The sequence below is a fragment of the Brachybacterium timonense genome (genome assembly GCF_900258505.1).
Lineage (GTDB): Bacteria > Actinomycetota > Actinomycetes > Actinomycetales > Dermabacteraceae > Brachybacterium > Brachybacterium timonense.
In genome coordinates this window covers 2665419-2681898 of record NZ_LT984895.1, presented here as the reverse complement: position 1 = coordinate 2681898, position 16480 = coordinate 2665419, and the positions used below count along the sequence as shown (strand labels likewise).

General features: G+C 65.5%; 12 protein-coding genes. 7 read left to right on the top strand and 5 right to left on the bottom strand.

Annotated elements, in window-relative coordinates; translation table 11 throughout:
• Positions 1-19: 19 nt before the first annotated feature.
• Positions 20-892, bottom strand: a complete 873-nt coding sequence (locus tag C8271_RS11935; RefSeq protein ID WP_106507479.1) for a WXG100 family type VII secretion target — start codon at positions 890-892, stop codon at positions 20-22.
• 82 nt (positions 893-974) lie between these two features.
• On the opposite strand from C8271_RS11935, the gene C8271_RS11930 reads away from it, so the two are divergent.
• On the top strand, positions 975-1424 hold the full coding sequence (locus C8271_RS11930; protein WP_138774574.1) for a hypothetical protein: 450 nt from the start codon (positions 975-977) through the stop codon (positions 1422-1424).
• Between the two features lie 139 nt (positions 1425-1563).
• Here the strand turns inward: C8271_RS11930 and C8271_RS11925 are convergent, their stop codons facing one another.
• Together C8271_RS11925 and C8271_RS11920 are read right to left on the bottom strand one after the other, a co-directional pair.
• Positions 1564-2571, bottom strand: coding sequence for a permease prefix domain 1-containing protein (locus C8271_RS11925; protein ID WP_106507477.1), 1008 nt, complete (start codon positions 2569-2571; stop codon positions 1564-1566).
• On the bottom strand, positions 2568-2903 hold the full coding sequence (locus C8271_RS11920; protein ID WP_106507476.1) for a PadR family transcriptional regulator: 336 nt from the start codon (positions 2901-2903) through the stop codon (positions 2568-2570). The genes C8271_RS11925 and C8271_RS11920 overlap by 4 nt, the downstream gene beginning before the upstream one ends.
• A gap of 205 nt (positions 2904-3108) precedes the next feature.
• On the opposite strand from C8271_RS11920, the gene C8271_RS11915 reads away from it, so the two are divergent.
• The 3 genes from C8271_RS11915 to C8271_RS11905 are packed head-to-tail and all read left to right on the top strand — an operon-like array spanning position 3109 to position 6627.
• Complete coding sequence (locus C8271_RS11915; RefSeq protein WP_170957886.1) at positions 3109-4569, top strand: sodium/glutamate symporter; 1461 nt, start codon at positions 3109-3111, stop codon at positions 4567-4569.
• 13 nt (positions 4570-4582) lie between these two features.
• The gene (locus tag C8271_RS11910) at positions 4583-6289 is read left to right on the top strand and encodes an amidohydrolase (RefSeq protein ID WP_106507474.1); all 1707 of its coding nucleotides are present in this window, start codon (positions 4583-4585) and stop codon (positions 6287-6289) included.
• Positions 6286-6627 carry a P-II family nitrogen regulator gene (locus tag C8271_RS11905; protein ID WP_106507473.1) on the top strand — a complete coding sequence of 114 codons (342 nt, stop codon included), beginning with the start codon at positions 6286-6288 and terminating at the stop codon, positions 6625-6627. The genes C8271_RS11910 and C8271_RS11905 overlap by 4 nt, the downstream gene beginning before the upstream one ends.
• Before the next feature lie 111 nt (positions 6628-6738).
• Here C8271_RS11905 and C8271_RS11900 read toward each other — a convergent pair whose 3' ends face one another.
• Positions 6739-7971, bottom strand: a complete 1233-nt coding sequence (locus tag C8271_RS11900; RefSeq protein ID WP_245921122.1) for a DUF418 domain-containing protein — start codon at positions 7969-7971, stop codon at positions 6739-6741.
• Between the two features lie 353 nt (positions 7972-8324).
• Between C8271_RS11900 and nrdF the strand changes: the two genes are divergently transcribed.
• Positions 8325-9293, top strand: a complete 969-nt coding sequence (gene nrdF, locus C8271_RS11895) for a class 1b ribonucleoside-diphosphate reductase subunit beta (protein WP_106507472.1) — start codon at positions 8325-8327, stop codon at positions 9291-9293.
• Between the two features lie 230 nt (positions 9294-9523).
• Entirely contained in the window at positions 9524-9805 is a 282-nt protein-coding gene (locus C8271_RS11890) for a GlsB/YeaQ/YmgE family stress response membrane protein (protein ID WP_106507471.1), read from the top strand.
• Positions 9806-9975: 170 nt separating this feature from the next.
• Here C8271_RS11890 and C8271_RS11885 read toward each other — a convergent pair whose 3' ends face one another.
• Positions 9976-10662, bottom strand: coding sequence for an IMPACT family protein (locus tag C8271_RS11885; protein ID WP_106507470.1), 687 nt, complete (start codon positions 10660-10662; stop codon positions 9976-9978).
• Positions 10663-11197: 535 nt separating this feature from the next.
• Here C8271_RS11885 and C8271_RS11880 point away from each other — a divergent pair.
• Positions 11198-16393 carry a Rib/alpha-like domain-containing protein gene (locus tag C8271_RS11880; protein WP_106507469.1) on the top strand — a complete coding sequence of 1732 codons (5196 nt, stop codon included), beginning with the start codon at positions 11198-11200 and terminating at the stop codon, positions 16391-16393.
• The last annotated feature ends 87 nt before the right edge of the window (positions 16394-16480 follow it).

Genomic DNA, 16480 nt, shown 5'->3' with positions numbered 1-16480 from the left:
AGGAGCGGAAGAGTGCTCATCAGTCGAGGATCGCGTCGATAACGGAATCCGCAGCGGTCGAAAAGATGTAGCTGCCTGCGACGTCGCCGACGATCCCTCCGACGACCGCGCCGACGGCGGCGCCGCCACCTCCACCGGCGGCCGCACCAGGAACGGCGCCTACGCCGCCAGCCGGCGCGCCAGCTACAGCGCCACCTCCACCGCCGATCAGGCCGCCGAGAGCGCCGCCCGCGGCCGCGCCGGCGCTCCCGCCCAGGTAGCTTCCGAGCAGCGAGCCGGCGAAATTTGCGCCGCCGTCCAGTGCAGCGCGGCCAAGGCGCTCCCAAAACGGTCGGTCCGGTTCGCTGTTCCAGCGGTCGACACCGGCCATGACGCCAGTGAAGATGTCACCCACGACGGGAATGATCTTCGGAACCGATCCTTTGCCGAAGGCGAACTCCCCGAATCGCTTCGCGAAGCTGTGAACCGTGGAGATGATCCCGCCCGCGGCATCGACGCCGTTGATGCCGAGTCGATCCAGGAAGTTGTTCCAGACCTCGCTCAGGAAGTCTCCAGCGGCACTGAAGACACCACCGAGGGCATCCAGCACATCGTCGAGCAGCCCGCCGGCGTCGTCCGCCGTGGATGTGGTGTCCTGCTCCTCGATGTGCTGACGGATCTCGTCGAACAGCTGCTGCATCCGATCGACCGCCGCGGTCACCTTGGTGATGACCTCGCTCTGGTATTGCGACTGGAAAGAATCGGCGTCGGGTCCGATCCACTGTGAGCCGACAATGCTGTCGACTGTCCCCTTGAGATCCTGGAAGCGCTGGTCGACGGTCTCGCGGCGTTGGGTCAGCAGATTGCCAAAATCGTCAACCTGGCTCGTGTCCATCCCCATGAAGCCCGACATGCCGTCGCCCCCTTCAGTCTCTCAACGTGAATGGAGCGAGCGTAGATCAGGCCCGAGAAGGCGGCTATGGGGAGGAGTCCCCATGGGGTGGAACGATAGTGGGATGGAGTCGGAGATGATCATCGCCCTTGTGCTCGGGATCGCGCTCGTCGTGTTAGGAACGATCGGCGGCCTGCTCGCGCTCTGGATGCGCTTGGGTGCGTCCGGCGCGTCACGCTTCTGGGTGCGCCAGCGGCCGATCGAGAGTTTCGTGAGTTATCCCGCGGGTGAACCAGCCGTACTCGTGGTGTTGCCGATGCTTGCTCAGAGCCTGGTCATGGCAGGCGCGATCTGTCCGCTGATTCCGTTCGCGGGCCAGGCGTGGGCCTCGGCGGTTCTCTTCGCGGCGCTGGGCCTGGAGATTCTGCTGTGGATTGTCGCTCTCATGAGCATCGTGAATCGGTGGATCATTCCGCTCTGGCTCTACCCTTCGTGGCTCCGGCCAGCACGCCGAGCGGAGCGCGAGCGCCTGCGCGCCGCGCGGCGAGCCTGACGCTCCGGTAGTGCTTGCCAGGGTGATAGAGCCCGGTCCCGCTGTCGCGAGGACCGGGCTCAGTGGGCGGAGGCAACTCCCCCCTGGTCGGCAGTGCGATCACTGCGAGCGGCGAGCCCGGTTCGCAGTGACATGCCGGTCAGGCCCTCCGCGCCGTGTCGTCGGCGGTGCGGAGCGCCCCGTTCACTGCCCACAGTGCGCCGTAGAGAACGCCGGCGATGGGGAACAGGACCCAGGCTTGGTGCCAGCCGTCGAAGGCGAGTCCCCACAGGAGGAAGGCTGCGACCGTGATCGGCCACCACACGGCGGCGATCACGCGCACCACCGGGTGGGTGCCGCTGCTGATCAGGTCATCCTGGTCCTCGTGCTCCTGGAGCAGGTGCTCGGCTGCGCGTTCCGTCGCGTTCGGTGCGATCCAGCAGAACAGCCCGATGGCGACGAGCAGCAGCGTGCCCACGGTGCCCAGGAGCGTGAGGTTGCCGTCACCGCTCAGAAGGGCCGGCAGGATGACGGCCAGCGGCGAGAGGATGAACAGGGCCACGGCGGCACCCTTACCTGCCCCTGTGCGCTGCGTGTCCCAGAGCTGCTCGGCGTGGCGCCGCACCGGAGCGGTCAGGGTGAACTCGCCACTTTCGATATCCGCGAAGGGGCGCATGAGAGCATCCCGACGCATACCGAGCAGAACACCGATCACGACGATGACGAGGAGCGCGGCCAAGCCGATACCGACGGCGATCTCGTCGGTCAGCGCACGGGTGGACTGCGAGATCCACAGTATGAACACCAAAGCAGCTGGAGCAAGCACGAACAGCGGCGTCGACACGGCGGTGAGGATCTGCTTGTCTTTCACTTTTCGTACGTAGGCCTCGGCGCGTTCCCGGTCCAGTGGCGGCGGCGCGTTCTCGGCGGGCGTGGAAGCTTCATCGCCCAGCTCGCGCTGGATGCCCAGTTCGGCGGCGACTTCTTCGAGGCTGCCGAACTGTGCGATCACCTGGCCGTAGGCGGCGGTCTCCGGCACTCCCGAGGCGGTGAGCGCGGCGTGCTCGTCTTCCATCATGGTGCGCAGTTCGGCTTTGGCCTCGCGCATGCGCGGGGTGTCGGGGTAGGGGGCGAACATGGTCTCGAGGTAGGAGTCGATGACAGTCATCGCTGAATCAGTCCTTCGGTGAAGCGGTCGACGAGTCGGCGGGTGGCGTCCCATTCGGTACGAAGAGCAGCGGTGTGCTCTTGCCCGGCGGGGGTGATGCGGTAGTAGGTGCGGGGTTTGCCTGTCTCGCTGGTGGCGTCGTAGGAGTCGAGCAGGCCACTGGATTCCAGGCGTTTCAGCGCGGTGTAGAGGGTGGTCTGTTTGATCGTGTAGTCGCCATCGGCGGTGGCGGTGATGATCCGCGAGAGTTCGTAGGCGTACGACGGGGCTTCGCGGAGGATCGACAGCACGATGAGGTCGATGTGACCTCGGATCGCGTCGGCACTGATCACGGGCTGCCTCCTTTCGGGTGTTCGGTAGCGGCAGGGCGAGCGAAGGCTGATCTGCCTGCCGTAGTGCCTTTAACGTACTACGCGTGCCGTAGTACGGCAAGGGGAATGAGTCCCGTGCAGGCTGGCCGGAGCTGCCCGATGATGAGCAGTGTGATCGGCGGCACAGATCTGGGCTAGGGTGATGCTTCCCGACCCTGGAGATACCGTGCCCGCCCTCTTTGCCCTCTCGACCATCGGCGTCTTCTGCCTGGTGGGAATGCTTCTGCGTCGCTGGATTCCGGTGCTGCGCAACAACCTGGTGCCAGCCACTGTGATCGCCGGGGTGCTGGGTGCCGTGGCCATGAATCTGGGCCTGCAGAACCTGGTGGACGGCATGGACGCCGAGATGTTCACGGTGATCACCACGCAGCTGTTCACCCTGGCCTTCATCTCCATCGGCCTGGCGAAGACGCCGAAAAGCCCTGCCACCGACGACTCCGACGAGGAGTCGCCGACCCGGTCATCGGGCCTGCTGCGCGGCGCCTGGGCCATGGGTATCACCTGGACGATCGCCTTCACCGCTCAGGCGCTCGTGGCCGTGGGCACCATCGCAGTGGCTGGTGTGGGCACTGACATGGACCCCATGTATGGGCTGCTCGCCGCCTTCGCCTTTGCCCAAGGACCCGGTCAGGCAGCCACCTTCGGCGTGATCTTCGAGAAGGCTGGTTGGGTTGATGCCGTGCCCGTGGCCCTTGCCTTCTCCGCCTCCGGGTTCATCGCCGCCTTCCTCGTGGGTGTGCCGCTGGCAAAACTCGGCATTCGTCGAGGGCTCGCACACGCTGCCGTGCCGCTCAGCGAATCGGTGCACCGCGGCGTGCTGCCGCGCGATGAGCAGCGCGAATCCATGGGGCGCGTGACCACCTTCTCCGGCAGCATCGAGACGCTCGCCTTCCACGCGGCGCTGATGGGCGTCGCCTACCTGCTCGCCCACGGCATTGCCTGGGTGTTCGCACTGTTGCCCGGCTTCCTGGGCACCACACTCAGCGGGCTGATGTTCCTCAATGGCCTGTACGGCGCGTACATCGTGCGCTGGGCGCTGGGGCTGCTGAAGCTCGATCATCTGCTGAGCAATGAACTGCAGGGCCACATCGCAGGAGCCACCAGCGACCTCCTGGTGGTCTCCGCCTTCATGGCCGTGCAAGCCGCGGTGGTGGCCGCCTGGATCGTGCCGATCCTCGGCGTGTTCCTCGCCGTCACGGTTCTCACGTTGCTGATCACCATGGGCATCGGGCAGCGCTACGGAAGCGACCACGACTTCGAACGCGCCATCGGCATGTACGGCACCACCATGGGCACCACCCCCACCGGACTGGCCCTGGTGCGCATCCTCGACCCACGCATGCGCACCGCCACGCTGCCGGAGATGGGCCTGATGAACCTGCCGGAGATGACCTATATCCCAGCCATGCTCGCCATCTCCGCGTTCTTCGCCGGGAGCCTGTCCGGTGATCTCACGCTCGCCGCCCTCGGCGGTCTGCTCGTGGGGTACGTCGTGCTGCTGCTCGCCACCCGTAGCATCGGCCAACGCACCTGGTCCTTCAGCACCCGCTGGATGACAAAGCACCGCCCAAGCGACGACGACTCCGAGGCGCGCCTGGCCGGCGAGCTCAACACCGACCCAGCCTGAGGAAAGGACCGCCATGCAGACCCTGATCCACGGCGGCACCGTGCTCACCATGGAGCATGAGGATGCCCGCGCACAGGCCGTCCTGCTGCGCGACGGACGCATCGTCGCCGTCGGCACCGATGCCGAGGTGCGCACCGACATCGATCCGCGCCAGCCGTGCGAGCAGATCGACCTGGCCGGTGCCTGCCTCATGCCGTCCTTCATCGACCCGCACGGCCACCTCATGCTCTACGGCGTCTTCACCACCCTCGTGGACCTCGCGGGCTGCACCGACGTCTCCGACATGATCGACGCGCTCAGCAGTGAAGCGCGCTCCCGCCCCGCAGGCGATGACACGCCCGTCGTCGGCGTGCGATACGACCACAACCGGCTGGCTGAGCAGCGCCACCCGCGGCGCGAGGAACTCGACCAGGTCTCCACTGATGCGCCCGTGTTCGTGCTTCACCGCTCCGTGCATCTGGGGGCCGCGAACTCTGCTGCGCTCGCCGCCGCCGGCATCGATGCGACCACGACCGATCCGACCGGCGGCAGGTTCGGTCGCGCGGCGAATGGTGATCCCGACGGGTATGTCGAGGAGATGCCAGCGATCGCCCTCATCGCGCAGGCCCTTGCCGCCCCGGGGCAGGGGCCGAGCCTCGTACCCGGTGCGCGCGTGGATGCCGACCAGGCAGTGCTCGCTGCGCAGGCCGCCTACTTGGCGCGCGGTATCACCACTGCGCAGGAAGGGGCCGCCACACCCGACGATGTGGCTGCCTATGCGCGGCTCGCAGCCCGCGGCGATCTCGACCTCGACATCGTCGTCTACCCCCTCGCCCCTCGTGAGGGGCTCGACCAGATCGCAGCTCACCCGCAGCTCGTCGGCCTGGATCCGAGGCGGCGGGTCCGACTGGGCGGCTGCAAGCTGATCCTCGACGGCGCCCCGCAGGGACGCTCTGCCTGGATGAGCACGCCGTACGAACCGATTCCCGGAGAGCAGACCTGTGCCTGCGGGTACCCGGCGATGCCGTCGGAGGACGTGCTCGAGCATGTACGTGCCGTGGCCGCGTCCGGGCATCAGCTGCTCGTGCACTGCAATGGCGATGCGGCCGCAGACCAGTACCTGGATGCCTACGACCAGGTGCTCACCGAGGATCCCGGTGCGGGGCGCTGCCGCCCGGTGATGATCCACGCCCAGACTGTGCGCGAGGACCAGCTCCAGCGCATGGCCCGCCTGGGGATGACGGCGTCCTTCTTCCCTGGACATGTGGAGGAGTGGGGCGACGTGCACCGCGTGAACCTGGGGGATGAGCGAGCATCGCGTATCTCGCCGGCCCGCAGCGCATTGGATCTGGGTGTGCCGGTGACACTGCACCAGGACGCACCAGTGACGGAACCGGACATGCTGCGCACCGTGCGCACCGCGGTGCTCCGCCGCACACGCAGCGGATATGAGCTCGGCCGGGAACAGCGGATCAGCGTGTTCGAGGCGCTCAGCGCCGTCACCCGTGACGCGGCCGTGCAGTACGGCGAACAGGAGAACCTCGGGCGCATCGCGCCGGGGATGCGCGCCGACCTGGTGATCCTCGACCGGTGCCCGCTGGATGTGCAGCCCGAGGAGCTCGCGGACATCGCTGTGCTGCGCACGATCAAGGACGGCCGAACCGTGTATCGCGCGGACGTGCCGGCACCCGAGAACGCGCCGATGGGCGCCACGAGCTCGACTACAGGAGAGAGACCATGAAGCTGATCACCGCTGTTATTCGCCAGCAGGTCGTCCAGGATGTGCAAAGCGCATTGGCCGACGCGGGCCATGTGGGGATGACCCGCTGGGATGTGATTGGCCGTGGTCGCCAACAGGGCATCCGTGTGGGGGAGACCGTGTACGAGGAGCTCCCCAAGACGATGCTGTACGTGGTGGTGGAGGACGAGCACAAGGACGACGTGGTCGACCTGATCATCGGCTCAGCGCGCAGCGGCGAGACCGGAAGCCCTGGCGACGGTCGCGTGTTCGTCACCACCATCGACGAGTCGTACACGATCTCCTCGCAGTCCAAGGACCTGCCCGACACCGAGCGCTGAACACCGAGACGCACGCTGGGCCCTTCGAGATGGAGAGCTGAGTCTTCCTAGCTCGATGGGCCGACGGGGCAGGGTTGGGTCCTCGTGTGGGCCGACGGGCCCTCTATGTCTTCACGCGGTCGCGTCAGGTGCGGTGGGAGGGGTGACCCTCGCCTTTCCATAGGTGAGGCGTCGCAGCAGCAACTCGGCGGGGCCGCGCACACCGCGGGCTTCGAGCGGCCACGCGATACCGACCGACACGATCCAGGTGAGGGTTGCGATACCGACGGCGCCTGCCGTGTTCACGTCGCCACCCAGACCGAGCCCCCACGAGGCGAACAGGGGTGCATGGATCACGGACTGCAGCAGGTAGAACGTGAGTGACCGCTTACCGACAGCGGCGATGGCCCGCACCAGCGTCGGCTGCGTCGCTTGCCACAGCAGACCGAGCAGGCCGAACAGCGCGGCATAGCCGAGGCCGCCGAACAGCCCGGTGAGCTGGTCCAGGCTTTGGAACATCCAGGAGTTCTCCACCGGGATCGGTAGCGCCCCGATACCTACGAGGGCGGAGGGCAAGCCGCCCAGCCAACCGATCGGGATGAGGATAGCCGCCGCCTTGATCAGCAGGCTTCGGTGTGTGGCCGGATCGTCCAGGATGCCGCGTCGGGCTGCGAGCCAGCCCAGCATGACCCAGGCAGGTATCACCAGGGTGAAGAGACTGGTGGCCGTGGTCATCGCCCAGCCGACGAGTCGCCAGATGATGGAGACCAGGTAGCCGTCGCCGTTGCCGTACATCATGGTGCGCGCGAGATCCATGAAGTTCTCGGACTGCTCGGGCGCGGGCTGCTGCAGAACGATGATCCCGCTGATCAGCGACAGGACGGACATGACGGTCATGAAGGCGAGCATCACGGTGATCCACACGGCCACGGTGCGGTCGCGCCTGCGGAAGAACAGCCAGGTCAGTGCCAGGCCCGCCAGGCCGTAGGTGGCCAGGATGTCGCCGACGAACAGCAGGGCGGCATGCGGCAGACCGAACACGAGCACCATTGCCCAGTGGCGTCGCCACAGCATGTGCCGCACGTCCACATCAGGGATGCCGCGGGCCACGCGCGAGCGGTGGAACTGCACCATCCCGTAGCCGAACAGAAAGGCGTACAGCGGGAAGGCACGCCCGTCGACCATGACCTGCATGAGGAAGCGAACAGCTTTGTCGAGATCGGTGCCGGCCACCAGGTGCGGGCCACCGGTTGTCGGGCGACCCCACAGGAACCAGGACACATTGGCCCAGGAGATGAGCAGCAGCATGAGGCCGCGCGCGAGGTCTGGGGCGAGGGAGCGAGCCGGGATGTGCAGGCGCTCCATCGCTGCGCGCGCATCCTGCTGCGTGAGCGGGGCTGGACGCCGGCCGCGGCGCGGCACCCGCCGAGGGGGTGTGGGCTCAGACGGTCGAGTGGGCTGTGCTGCGGTGGACATCGTGACCTTCTCGTCGGCCCAGGTGCCCGGTGCTCTTATGCGCAGTGTGTATCGGCGCGTGATGCGACGCAGCGAGCTCGCCGGGCCGGGAACGGGGGAGGGATGAGTCGATCCTATGACGCGCGCAGGCGTCCGTGTGGTCGGATGGGCCTGTAATCACGCGATTGCCTTCGGGAGTTCGTCAGAGGTGATGCCTACACTGGGCCGCACCGATCCACCCCCGAGTCCCCAGCGAGGCAGGCGTGAACGACCACCTGAAGACGACTGTCCAGGCCATCAACTGGAACCGCATCCCCGACCCGAAGGACCAGGAGGTCTGGGACCGGCTGACCGGCAACTTCTGGCTGCCGGAGAAGGTGCCGCTGTCCAACGACATTCAGTCCTGGAGCCGTCTGAGCGAGCTTGAGCAGACTCTCACCATGCGCGTGTTCACCGGTCTGACTCTGCTGGACACCGTGCAGGGCACCGTCGGCGCTGTCGCGATGATCCCCGATGCGGTCACGCCGCATGAGGAGGCGGTGTACACCAACATCGCGTTCATGGAGTCCGTGCACGCGAAGTCTTACAGCCAGATCTTCTCGACGCTGTGCAGCACGAAGCAGATCGACGAAGCCTTCCGCTGGAGCGAGTTCAATGAGCCGCTGCAGAAGAAGGCGAAGATCATCATGAGCTACTACCAGGGTGATGACCCGGAGAAGCGGAAGGTGGCCTCCACGCTGCTGGAGTCCTTCCTGTTCTACTCCGGCTTCTACCTGCCGATGCACTACTCCAGCCACGGCGAGCTCACGAACACGGCAGACATCATCCGCCTGATCATCCGCGACGAGGCCGTGCACGGCTACTACATCGGCTACAAGTTCCAGAAGGCCATGGAGAAGGCCTCGCCGGAGCGTCAGCAGGAGCTGAAGGACTACACCTTCTCGCTGCTCATGGAGCTGTACGACAACGAGGAGGAGTACACCGAGGATCTGTACGACCCGGTGGGCTGGACCGAGGAGGTCAAGACCTTCCTGCGGTACAACGCCAACAAGGCGCTGATGAACCTCGGATACGAGGGCCTGTTCCCGGGTGAGAGCACCGAGGTGAACCCGGCGATCCTCGCGTCGCTGTCGCCGAACGCCGACGAGAACCACGACTTCTTCTCCGGCTCGGGCTCCAGCTACGTGATGGGCAAGGCCGTGGATACCGAGGACGACGACTGGGACTTCTGAGAATCATTCTGCCCTGAGGGGGTGTGACCCTCCTGTGATTCGATGACGCGAGGTGGCTGCAGTGTGAAGCCGGGCTCGCAGCACAACGGGGTCGTGCATGCAACCGCCCGGACCAGATGGTTGACGACTTGAAAACGGCCTAGCGACCCGATCGAATACTCGTGTGACAGTCTGTCGTGATGAGGGCGTGATGTGCTCGCGCCCTCATCCATGAGTGAAGGAGACGCCATATGGGAATCCTCTGGGCCATCATTTCCTGGATCATCATCGGCGCGATTATTGGCCTCATCGCCCGCGCCATCATGCCGGGTAAGCAGGGCATGAGCTTGGGCCTGACCATCATCCTCGGCGTCGTCGGCGCCATCGTCGGTGGTTTCATCGGCGGCTTGTTCGGTGGTGACGGTGTCTCAGGCATCATGAACAACCCCTGGAGCATCGGCACCATCCTGCTCGCCGTCATTGGTGCGCTCATCGTGATGGTGGTGTACGGCTTCCTGGCCAAGCGCGACTGAAGCGCTGTGCGCGTGCACTGGTGATGCATCAGCACTGAGCTCGCGGGTATGTCCCGCGCCGCAACGCCCCCGAATCTCGGATCCGGGGGCGTTGTGCTGTGCTCGAATGTTCCGGTGGGCCGTTGTCCGCGGATGTTCCGATGAGGTGGTGCGGTAGAAGCGGTGCGGCCTCAGGTGCCGCGTGGGCTCTCAGCGTCGATCTCGACCGTGACCGATCCGTCCGGCTCGAGGTCCGCTCGACCGCTCGATGCGGTAGCCACCTGCGCGGCGAGCTCCTCGCCGTCCTTGGAAGGGTGGGCGATCCGCATCTCGGCGTGAGATCCGGAATAGCTGGTCTCGAGCACGTGACGCAGGGCGCCGACGTCGGCCCACAGGCGCAGCTGATTCTCCACCGGGCCGAGCTGATCAAACGCAATGCGGACCCGGGAGCGCTCCAAGGTTACCCGGCGACGAAGCGCTCCCGCTGTTGCGGCGTGTGCGATGGCCTCGGTGACCGCGCGACCGTACGTGCGGGCGAGGCCGCCGGCGCCCAGTTTCACGCCGCCGAAGTAGCGGATGACGATGGCGAGGGCCTCGGTGAGGTTGGCGTGGAGCATCGCCTGCAGCATGGGCATACCCGCGGTACCAGAGGGTTCGCCATCGTCGTTGGAACGGTGCACGGGACCGGTGTCCTGGGTGGGGGAGAGCACGAGCGCTGTGCAGTGATGGCGGGCGTCGGGATGCTCAGAACGGGCGGAGCGAATGAGTTCGTCGGCCTCCCGCGTGCTCGCGATCGGATGCAATCGCGTGATGAAGCGTGACTTGCGTTCGGTGAGCTCTGCCTCGACACCGTGGGCGAGGGTGAGGGGAGCAGGCATGGCGACGAGTCTAGGTGTCATGGGCTCTTCAGAGGTGAGCATGGGCGAGACAAGAGCGCCTGCGTCTGTTGTGGACCGAGCGGATAATGGATGGTGTTGTGCCACCGAGCGCGCGGGCGTGAAGCCCGCCACTGTGTTCCCTCTTCGCTGGCTGCACGGTAGGACCCACCGCACCGAGACAGTGGTTCACCGCCGGTGCTCTAGATCTGTCGGACCGCGTCGTGGGACCTGCAATGAGGATCCGATGCGTCGTGGATCGCCGGTGGTTAGTGGCTTCCTCGGGCCCGCCCAGAAAATGTTTCCGAACTGTGACCATCGGCCACCCCGGGATGGTTACCCGTCGGTGACCAGAGGAGATGGTTGACTTTTGTGTGAAAGTACCCTGGGAGTCGTCTGAGCGCCTCATGGTCCAGCTCACAGTGCGACTGAACGGCCGTCTGGCGGCTCGGGGGGTGAGGTATGTTCGCCCTGATGTCTTTCGTTGGGCATCCGTACTTACGGCTTCCCCATTGTCCGTTCCCCACAAGGAGAAAACATGTCCACTACCGCGAGAGGCGGGCTCCACAAGGGGGCTCGCCCGTCACGTCGATTCTGGAAGAAGGGAAGTGCCGTCCTCGCCAGCGGTGCTCTTGCCGCTGCTGTTCTCGGCGGAGCTTCCGTGATGAGCTTCGATACGCCGGCAGCGCAGGCTGCTGATGCGCCGATCGAAGCTGATGCTGTTGCGAACGGCTACATCGGCAGTGCCACGGATGCGACCAACGCCAAGAACACGCTGAGTGGCGCCGCGTACATCCTCTCGGGTGGCACCACCGCGACCTTCTCTAACGCTAACCGCGGCGTGCCTGCCGGGACGACTGTGTACATGCAGTGGATGGACACCGACGGTGCCGTGTCTCCGGTCTACTCGACGGTTACCCACGACAGTGTGGATGTTAACGGTGATGGCGCCAAGGCCGGAGAGTATGCCTTCGACCTGCGCGAGGGGTTCACCGATGTGAACGGCACGGTCCATACGTACCGGGCAGTCGACGGTCAGTACTACCGCCTCTGGATCGACCCCTTCGTCGATCCGCAGACCGGTGCCACGGTAGAGCCTCTGCGGCAGTCGGGCGGTTTCTTCCCCGGCAGCTTCGTGAATTCTGTGACCGGCAGCAACCTGGGGCAGTTCCCGCTGATCGGCACCAATATGCAAAAGACGGCTCTGTTCCTTGGCTCACACGCCGAGGACTACATGACCCGTCCCCAGTCGGAGTGGATTGTCGATGACAAGGGGCCGTTGAAGTCCCCCGCCGTCGACACCAGCGCCTCGAACACGATCAGCGGTAAGGTCTGGTTGGAGACAGGAGCCGGTGACCGCGCAAACAGCGCCACTGGCCCGAATGACAACGCCAACGATCCGCAGGCGGTTGACTACCAGGTCGTCTTCTCCGCGCTCACAGCCGAGGGTGTGCAGGCTGTCAACCAGCAGGTGCGCAATCTGCCAGAGGATGAGCAGGTTGCTGCCACGCGTGACCTCCTCGAGCAGCATCCGGAGTACATCTCCGCCACGGTGGTCGGCCGTACCGATCAGGATGGCAAGTACACCCTCCGTTTCCCCGACGGCGCCATCGCGAACGACAACTACATCTACGGTTTCGTCATGGATCCGAACGGTGAGATCCAGAGCGCTTACTCCGGATACACCGCGCAGCTCTTCCAGAGCCCGAACAACGAGGTATCCCTGACTCCGCAGACGGCGCCAGCTCAGAACCTCGTTGTCCGTCCCATGTGGTACAACGTCAACTTCGCCGTCGTGCCTCGTTCTGACGTTGCTATCGACATCACCAACTACGACATTTTTGAATCGCCGTGGAAGCCGACGAAGCCTGCCGCTGAGGTCTCGCTGACCGGCTCGTACCTGCCGCCGTTCAACAACGAGGTCGCCTGGCTCGTGAACGGAAAGCCGCTCAATGATGCGAACGGCAACCCGATCACCTACGAGATCTCCTCGCTCAAGGACGTGCAGCCTCTCGATGTTCAGGCGCTTTTCGATGCGGGCCTCGTCAAAGACGGTGACGTCCTGACCGTTCAGCTCGTCTCCGGTGGCAACGTCACGTCTGCTGACTCGATGATCGTCAAGGTCGCGCCCGTCGGTGCCTACGAGCCCACCGAGGCGCTTCCCGGAACCAATGCCGAGGTTGCACCGCCGACCTTCACCGATGAGACCGGGAAGCAGGTCGACACTCCGGCGGGAACCACGTTCTCCAAGTCGCCCGACACTCCCGACGGCGTCACTGTGAACGAGGACGGTTCACTGGTCGTCCCCGTGTCCGAGGATGCGCAGCCCGGTGACGAGATTGACGTCCCGGTCACAGTCTCCTACGAGGATGGCTCGACCGAGACGCTGATCGCAAAGGTCATCGTCGTTGCTGATGACGACGGCGATGGCGCTCTCCCGGATCCGGATGAGGACGGCGACGGCGAGGCCGACGATCCGAACGCCCCCGCCGGTAACACCCAGCGGATCACCCATGGTGTGCGCGTGGACGGCACCATCGTCGAATCCAACGGCGACAACACCGACGGCGGCGCGGAGCTGACCGAGGTCATCCCGGGCCTGGAGAAGGTGGTCGTCACCCTGACGAACACCGAGACCGGCGAGAAGTTCACCTCCGGTGACGCCTCCACCTGGCGCGGTACTTCCGGATACCCGGTGGTGCAGAACTTCGGTCTCGCCGATGTTCCCGCCGGCACGTACACGGTGGACGTCCAGGGCGAGGATGCGCTCGAGGGTTACGTCATCGACACCCGCACCTACGCCGGTCAGGCACTGTCCGACGGCGCAACCGTTGAGGTCACAGGTAACACGGCGAACATGTTCGTGAACCTGCGCAAGGTCATCGATCCGGTCCCGGCCTATGCCGAGACCATCGCCCCTGCTGGCAAGACCACCAGTGTCACCCCGACCAACAGCGGCGACGACTATCCAGAAGGCACCGTCTTCGAGATCGACCCGACCTGGACCGCTCCCGATGGCTACACTGTCGAGATCGACCCTGCCACCGGCAAGATCTCCGTGACCGTGGCTCCGATGGGCCCGAACGGTGCCGACGTTGAGCGTCTCGAGATCCCCGTGATCGCCAACTACCCCGATGGCAGCACCGCTGCCGACGACAAGGTCACCGCTGTGTTCCTGCTGGACACTGACAGCGACGGCACCCCGGATGAGACTGATAACGACGATGACGGTGACGGCATCGATGACGCGGTCGAGGAGGAGAAGGGTTCGGATCCGAAGAACCCCGGCTCCATCCCGGCCACTCCGATTGAGCCCGGAATCCCGACTGACTCCGATGGCGACGGCTTGACCGACGACGAGGAGAAGGAGATCGGCACCGATCCGAACAACCCGGACACCGATGGTGACGGCGTCAACGATGGTGACGAGGTCGATGGGTCTACGAATGAGGACTGGGACGGTGATGGGAAGCCTGATCCGACCGATCCGACGAATCCTGACTCTGATGGCGACGGCATCAACGATGGCGACGAGATCAAGGACGGCACGGATCCGAATAACCCGGATACCGATGGTGATGGTCTGACCGACGGTGAGGAGAAGGATCACGGTACTGATCCGAAGAACCCGGACACCGATGGTGACGGCGTCAACGATGGTGACGAGGTCAACGGTGGTGACCACAACGACTTCGACAACGATGGTGACGGCAAGGGCGATCCCACTGATCCCCTGAACCCCGATACCGATGGTGACGGCGTCACCGACGGCGAGGAGACCAACACCATCGTCGACGAGGACGGCAAGACCGTGCCGGATCCGGATGCGACCGACGACAAGACGGATCCGAACAACCCGCCGGCGGACGAAGAGCCGGAGGAGCCGTCCAAGCCCATCACCGACGAGAACGACCCGGTGTACACCGGCGGCCACGGTGATCCGGGCACGGACGTCAAGGTGCCTGCCCCGACGTTCGATGACCCGACGACCACGGAGCGCGAGTCTGATCCGGCACCCGAGGGCACGACCTTCAAGCCCGGCGACGGTGCTCCCGAGGGCACCGTGATCCACGAGGACGGCTCCATCACGGTGACGATCCCCGAGGACGCGAAGCCCGGTGACGTCATCAACGTCCCGGTCGAGGTGACCTACCCCGACGGCTCCGCGGATACCGTCGACGTCCCGGTGACCGTGACGCAGCCGGACCCGACTGTCGGCCCGATCGACGACCAGACCGTCGTGGTCGGTGACCCGATCGCGCCGGTCCAGGTCGACGCCGAGAACGGTGATGTCACCGTCGACGGTCTGCCCGAGGGCGTGACCTACGATCCGGAGTCCGGCACCATCGACGGCACGCCTACCACCCCGGGTGCGTACGACGTGGTTGTCACGGTTACCAATCCCGATGGCGAGACCGTCACCGAGGAATTCCAGATCGTGGTCACCGATCCGAAGACACCGGCCGACTGGCACGACACGACCACGCCAGCCGACACGCCCGTCGAGCTGCCTAACACCGGCGGTGACGTGCCTGAGGGCTCCACTGTGGAGACCGAGGGGCCGGGTACGGCGACCATCGATCCGGAGACCGGTGTCATTACGGTCACTCCGGGTGAGGGCGCCAAGCCTGGCGACACGATCGTCGTGACCGTCACCGACCCCGAGGGCAACGTCATCGACAAGGTGACCGTGACCATCGAGGAGCCGCAGGCGGAGAAGCCCGACTGGAGCAACACCACCACTCCGGTGGACACCCCGGTCGAGATCCCGAATGAGGGTGGCGAGGTGCCTGAGGGCTCCACTGTGGAGACCGAGGGCCCGGGTACGGCGACCATCGATCCGGAGACCGGTGTCATTACGGTCACTCCGGGTGAGGGTGCGAAGCCTGGTGACGTGATTCGTGTCGATGTGAAGGACCCCGAGGGGAGCATCATCGACGTCATCAGTGTCGAGCTCACCGAGGGTAGCGACACCGATACCCCGGCGGAGAAGCCCGACTGGAGCAACACCACCACTCCGGTGGACACCCCGGTCGAGATCCCGAATGAGGGTGGCGAGGTGCCTGAGGGCTCCACTGTGGAGACCGAGGGGCCGGGTACGGCGACCATCGATCCGGAGACCGGTGTCATTACGGTCACTCCGGGTGAGGGTGCGAAGCCTGGTGACGTGATTCGTGTCGATGTGAAGGACCCCGAGGGGAACATCATCGACGTCATCAGTGTCGAGCTCACCGAGGGTAGCGACACCGATACCCCGGCGGAGAAGCCCGACTGGGAGGACACGACCACGACCCCGGGTAAGGACGTCACTATCCCGAACACGGGCGGCGACGTTCCTGAGGGCTCCACCGTGGAGACTGAGGGACCCGGCAAGGCCGACCTGCAGGATGACGGCTCGATCGTCGTGACCCCGTCCCCCGAGGCTAAACCGGGTGACGAGATTGTTGTGACGGTGAAGGACCCCGAGGGCAAGGTCATCGACACCGCGGTCGTGAAGATCGTCGAGCCCGAGGCGCCGGCTGATCCGGCACCGGCTGATCCTGCCGATCCGGCTCCGGCTGATCCGGCTCCGGCTGATCCTGCCGATCCGGCCCCGGCTGATCCCGCCCCGTCGCGCGGTCCGCTGGCCCGGACAGGCACCGAGGCCGCCGGTATCGGTACCGCAGCCGCGGCTCTGCTGGCCGCTGGTATTGCGCTGGTGACCCGCCGCCGCAAGGGCAAGCATGAGGGCTGACCTCCCATGACCGGTGAAAACCGGTAGACAGGGCGCGGCCCCCACCTCCGGGTGGGGGCCGCTTCCCTGTGCGGATCCAAAGCACTC

Excerpts from the sequence above, each read along its gene's own strand:
- C8271_RS11935 (WP_106507479.1), bottom strand. The coding sequence starts at position 892 with ATGTCGGGCTTCATGGGGATGGACACGAGCCAGGTTGACGATTTTGGC.
- C8271_RS11905 (WP_106507473.1), top strand. The coding sequence starts at position 6,286 with ATGAAGCTGATCACCGCTGTTATTCGCCAGCAGGTCGTCCAGGATGTG.
- C8271_RS11930 (WP_138774574.1), top strand. The coding sequence starts at position 975 with ATGGGGTGGAACGATAGTGGGATGGAGTCGGAGATGATCATCGCCCTT.
- C8271_RS11885 (WP_106507470.1), bottom strand. The coding sequence starts at position 10,662 with ATGCCTGCTCCCCTCACCCTCGCCCACGGTGTCGAGGCAGAGCTCACC.
- C8271_RS11910 (WP_106507474.1), top strand. The coding sequence starts at position 4,583 with ATGCAGACCCTGATCCACGGCGGCACCGTGCTCACCATGGAGCATGAG.
- C8271_RS11890 (WP_106507471.1), top strand. The coding sequence starts at position 9,524 with ATGGGAATCCTCTGGGCCATCATTTCCTGGATCATCATCGGCGCGATT.
- C8271_RS11900 (WP_245921122.1), bottom strand. The coding sequence starts at position 7,971 with ATGGAGCGCCTGCACATCCCGGCTCGCTCCCTCGCCCCAGACCTCGCG.
- C8271_RS11925 (WP_106507477.1), bottom strand. The coding sequence starts at position 2,571 with ATGACTGTCATCGACTCCTACCTCGAGACCATGTTCGCCCCCTACCCC.
- C8271_RS11880 (WP_106507469.1), top strand. The coding sequence starts at position 11,198 with ATGTCCACTACCGCGAGAGGCGGGCTCCACAAGGGGGCTCGCCCGTCA.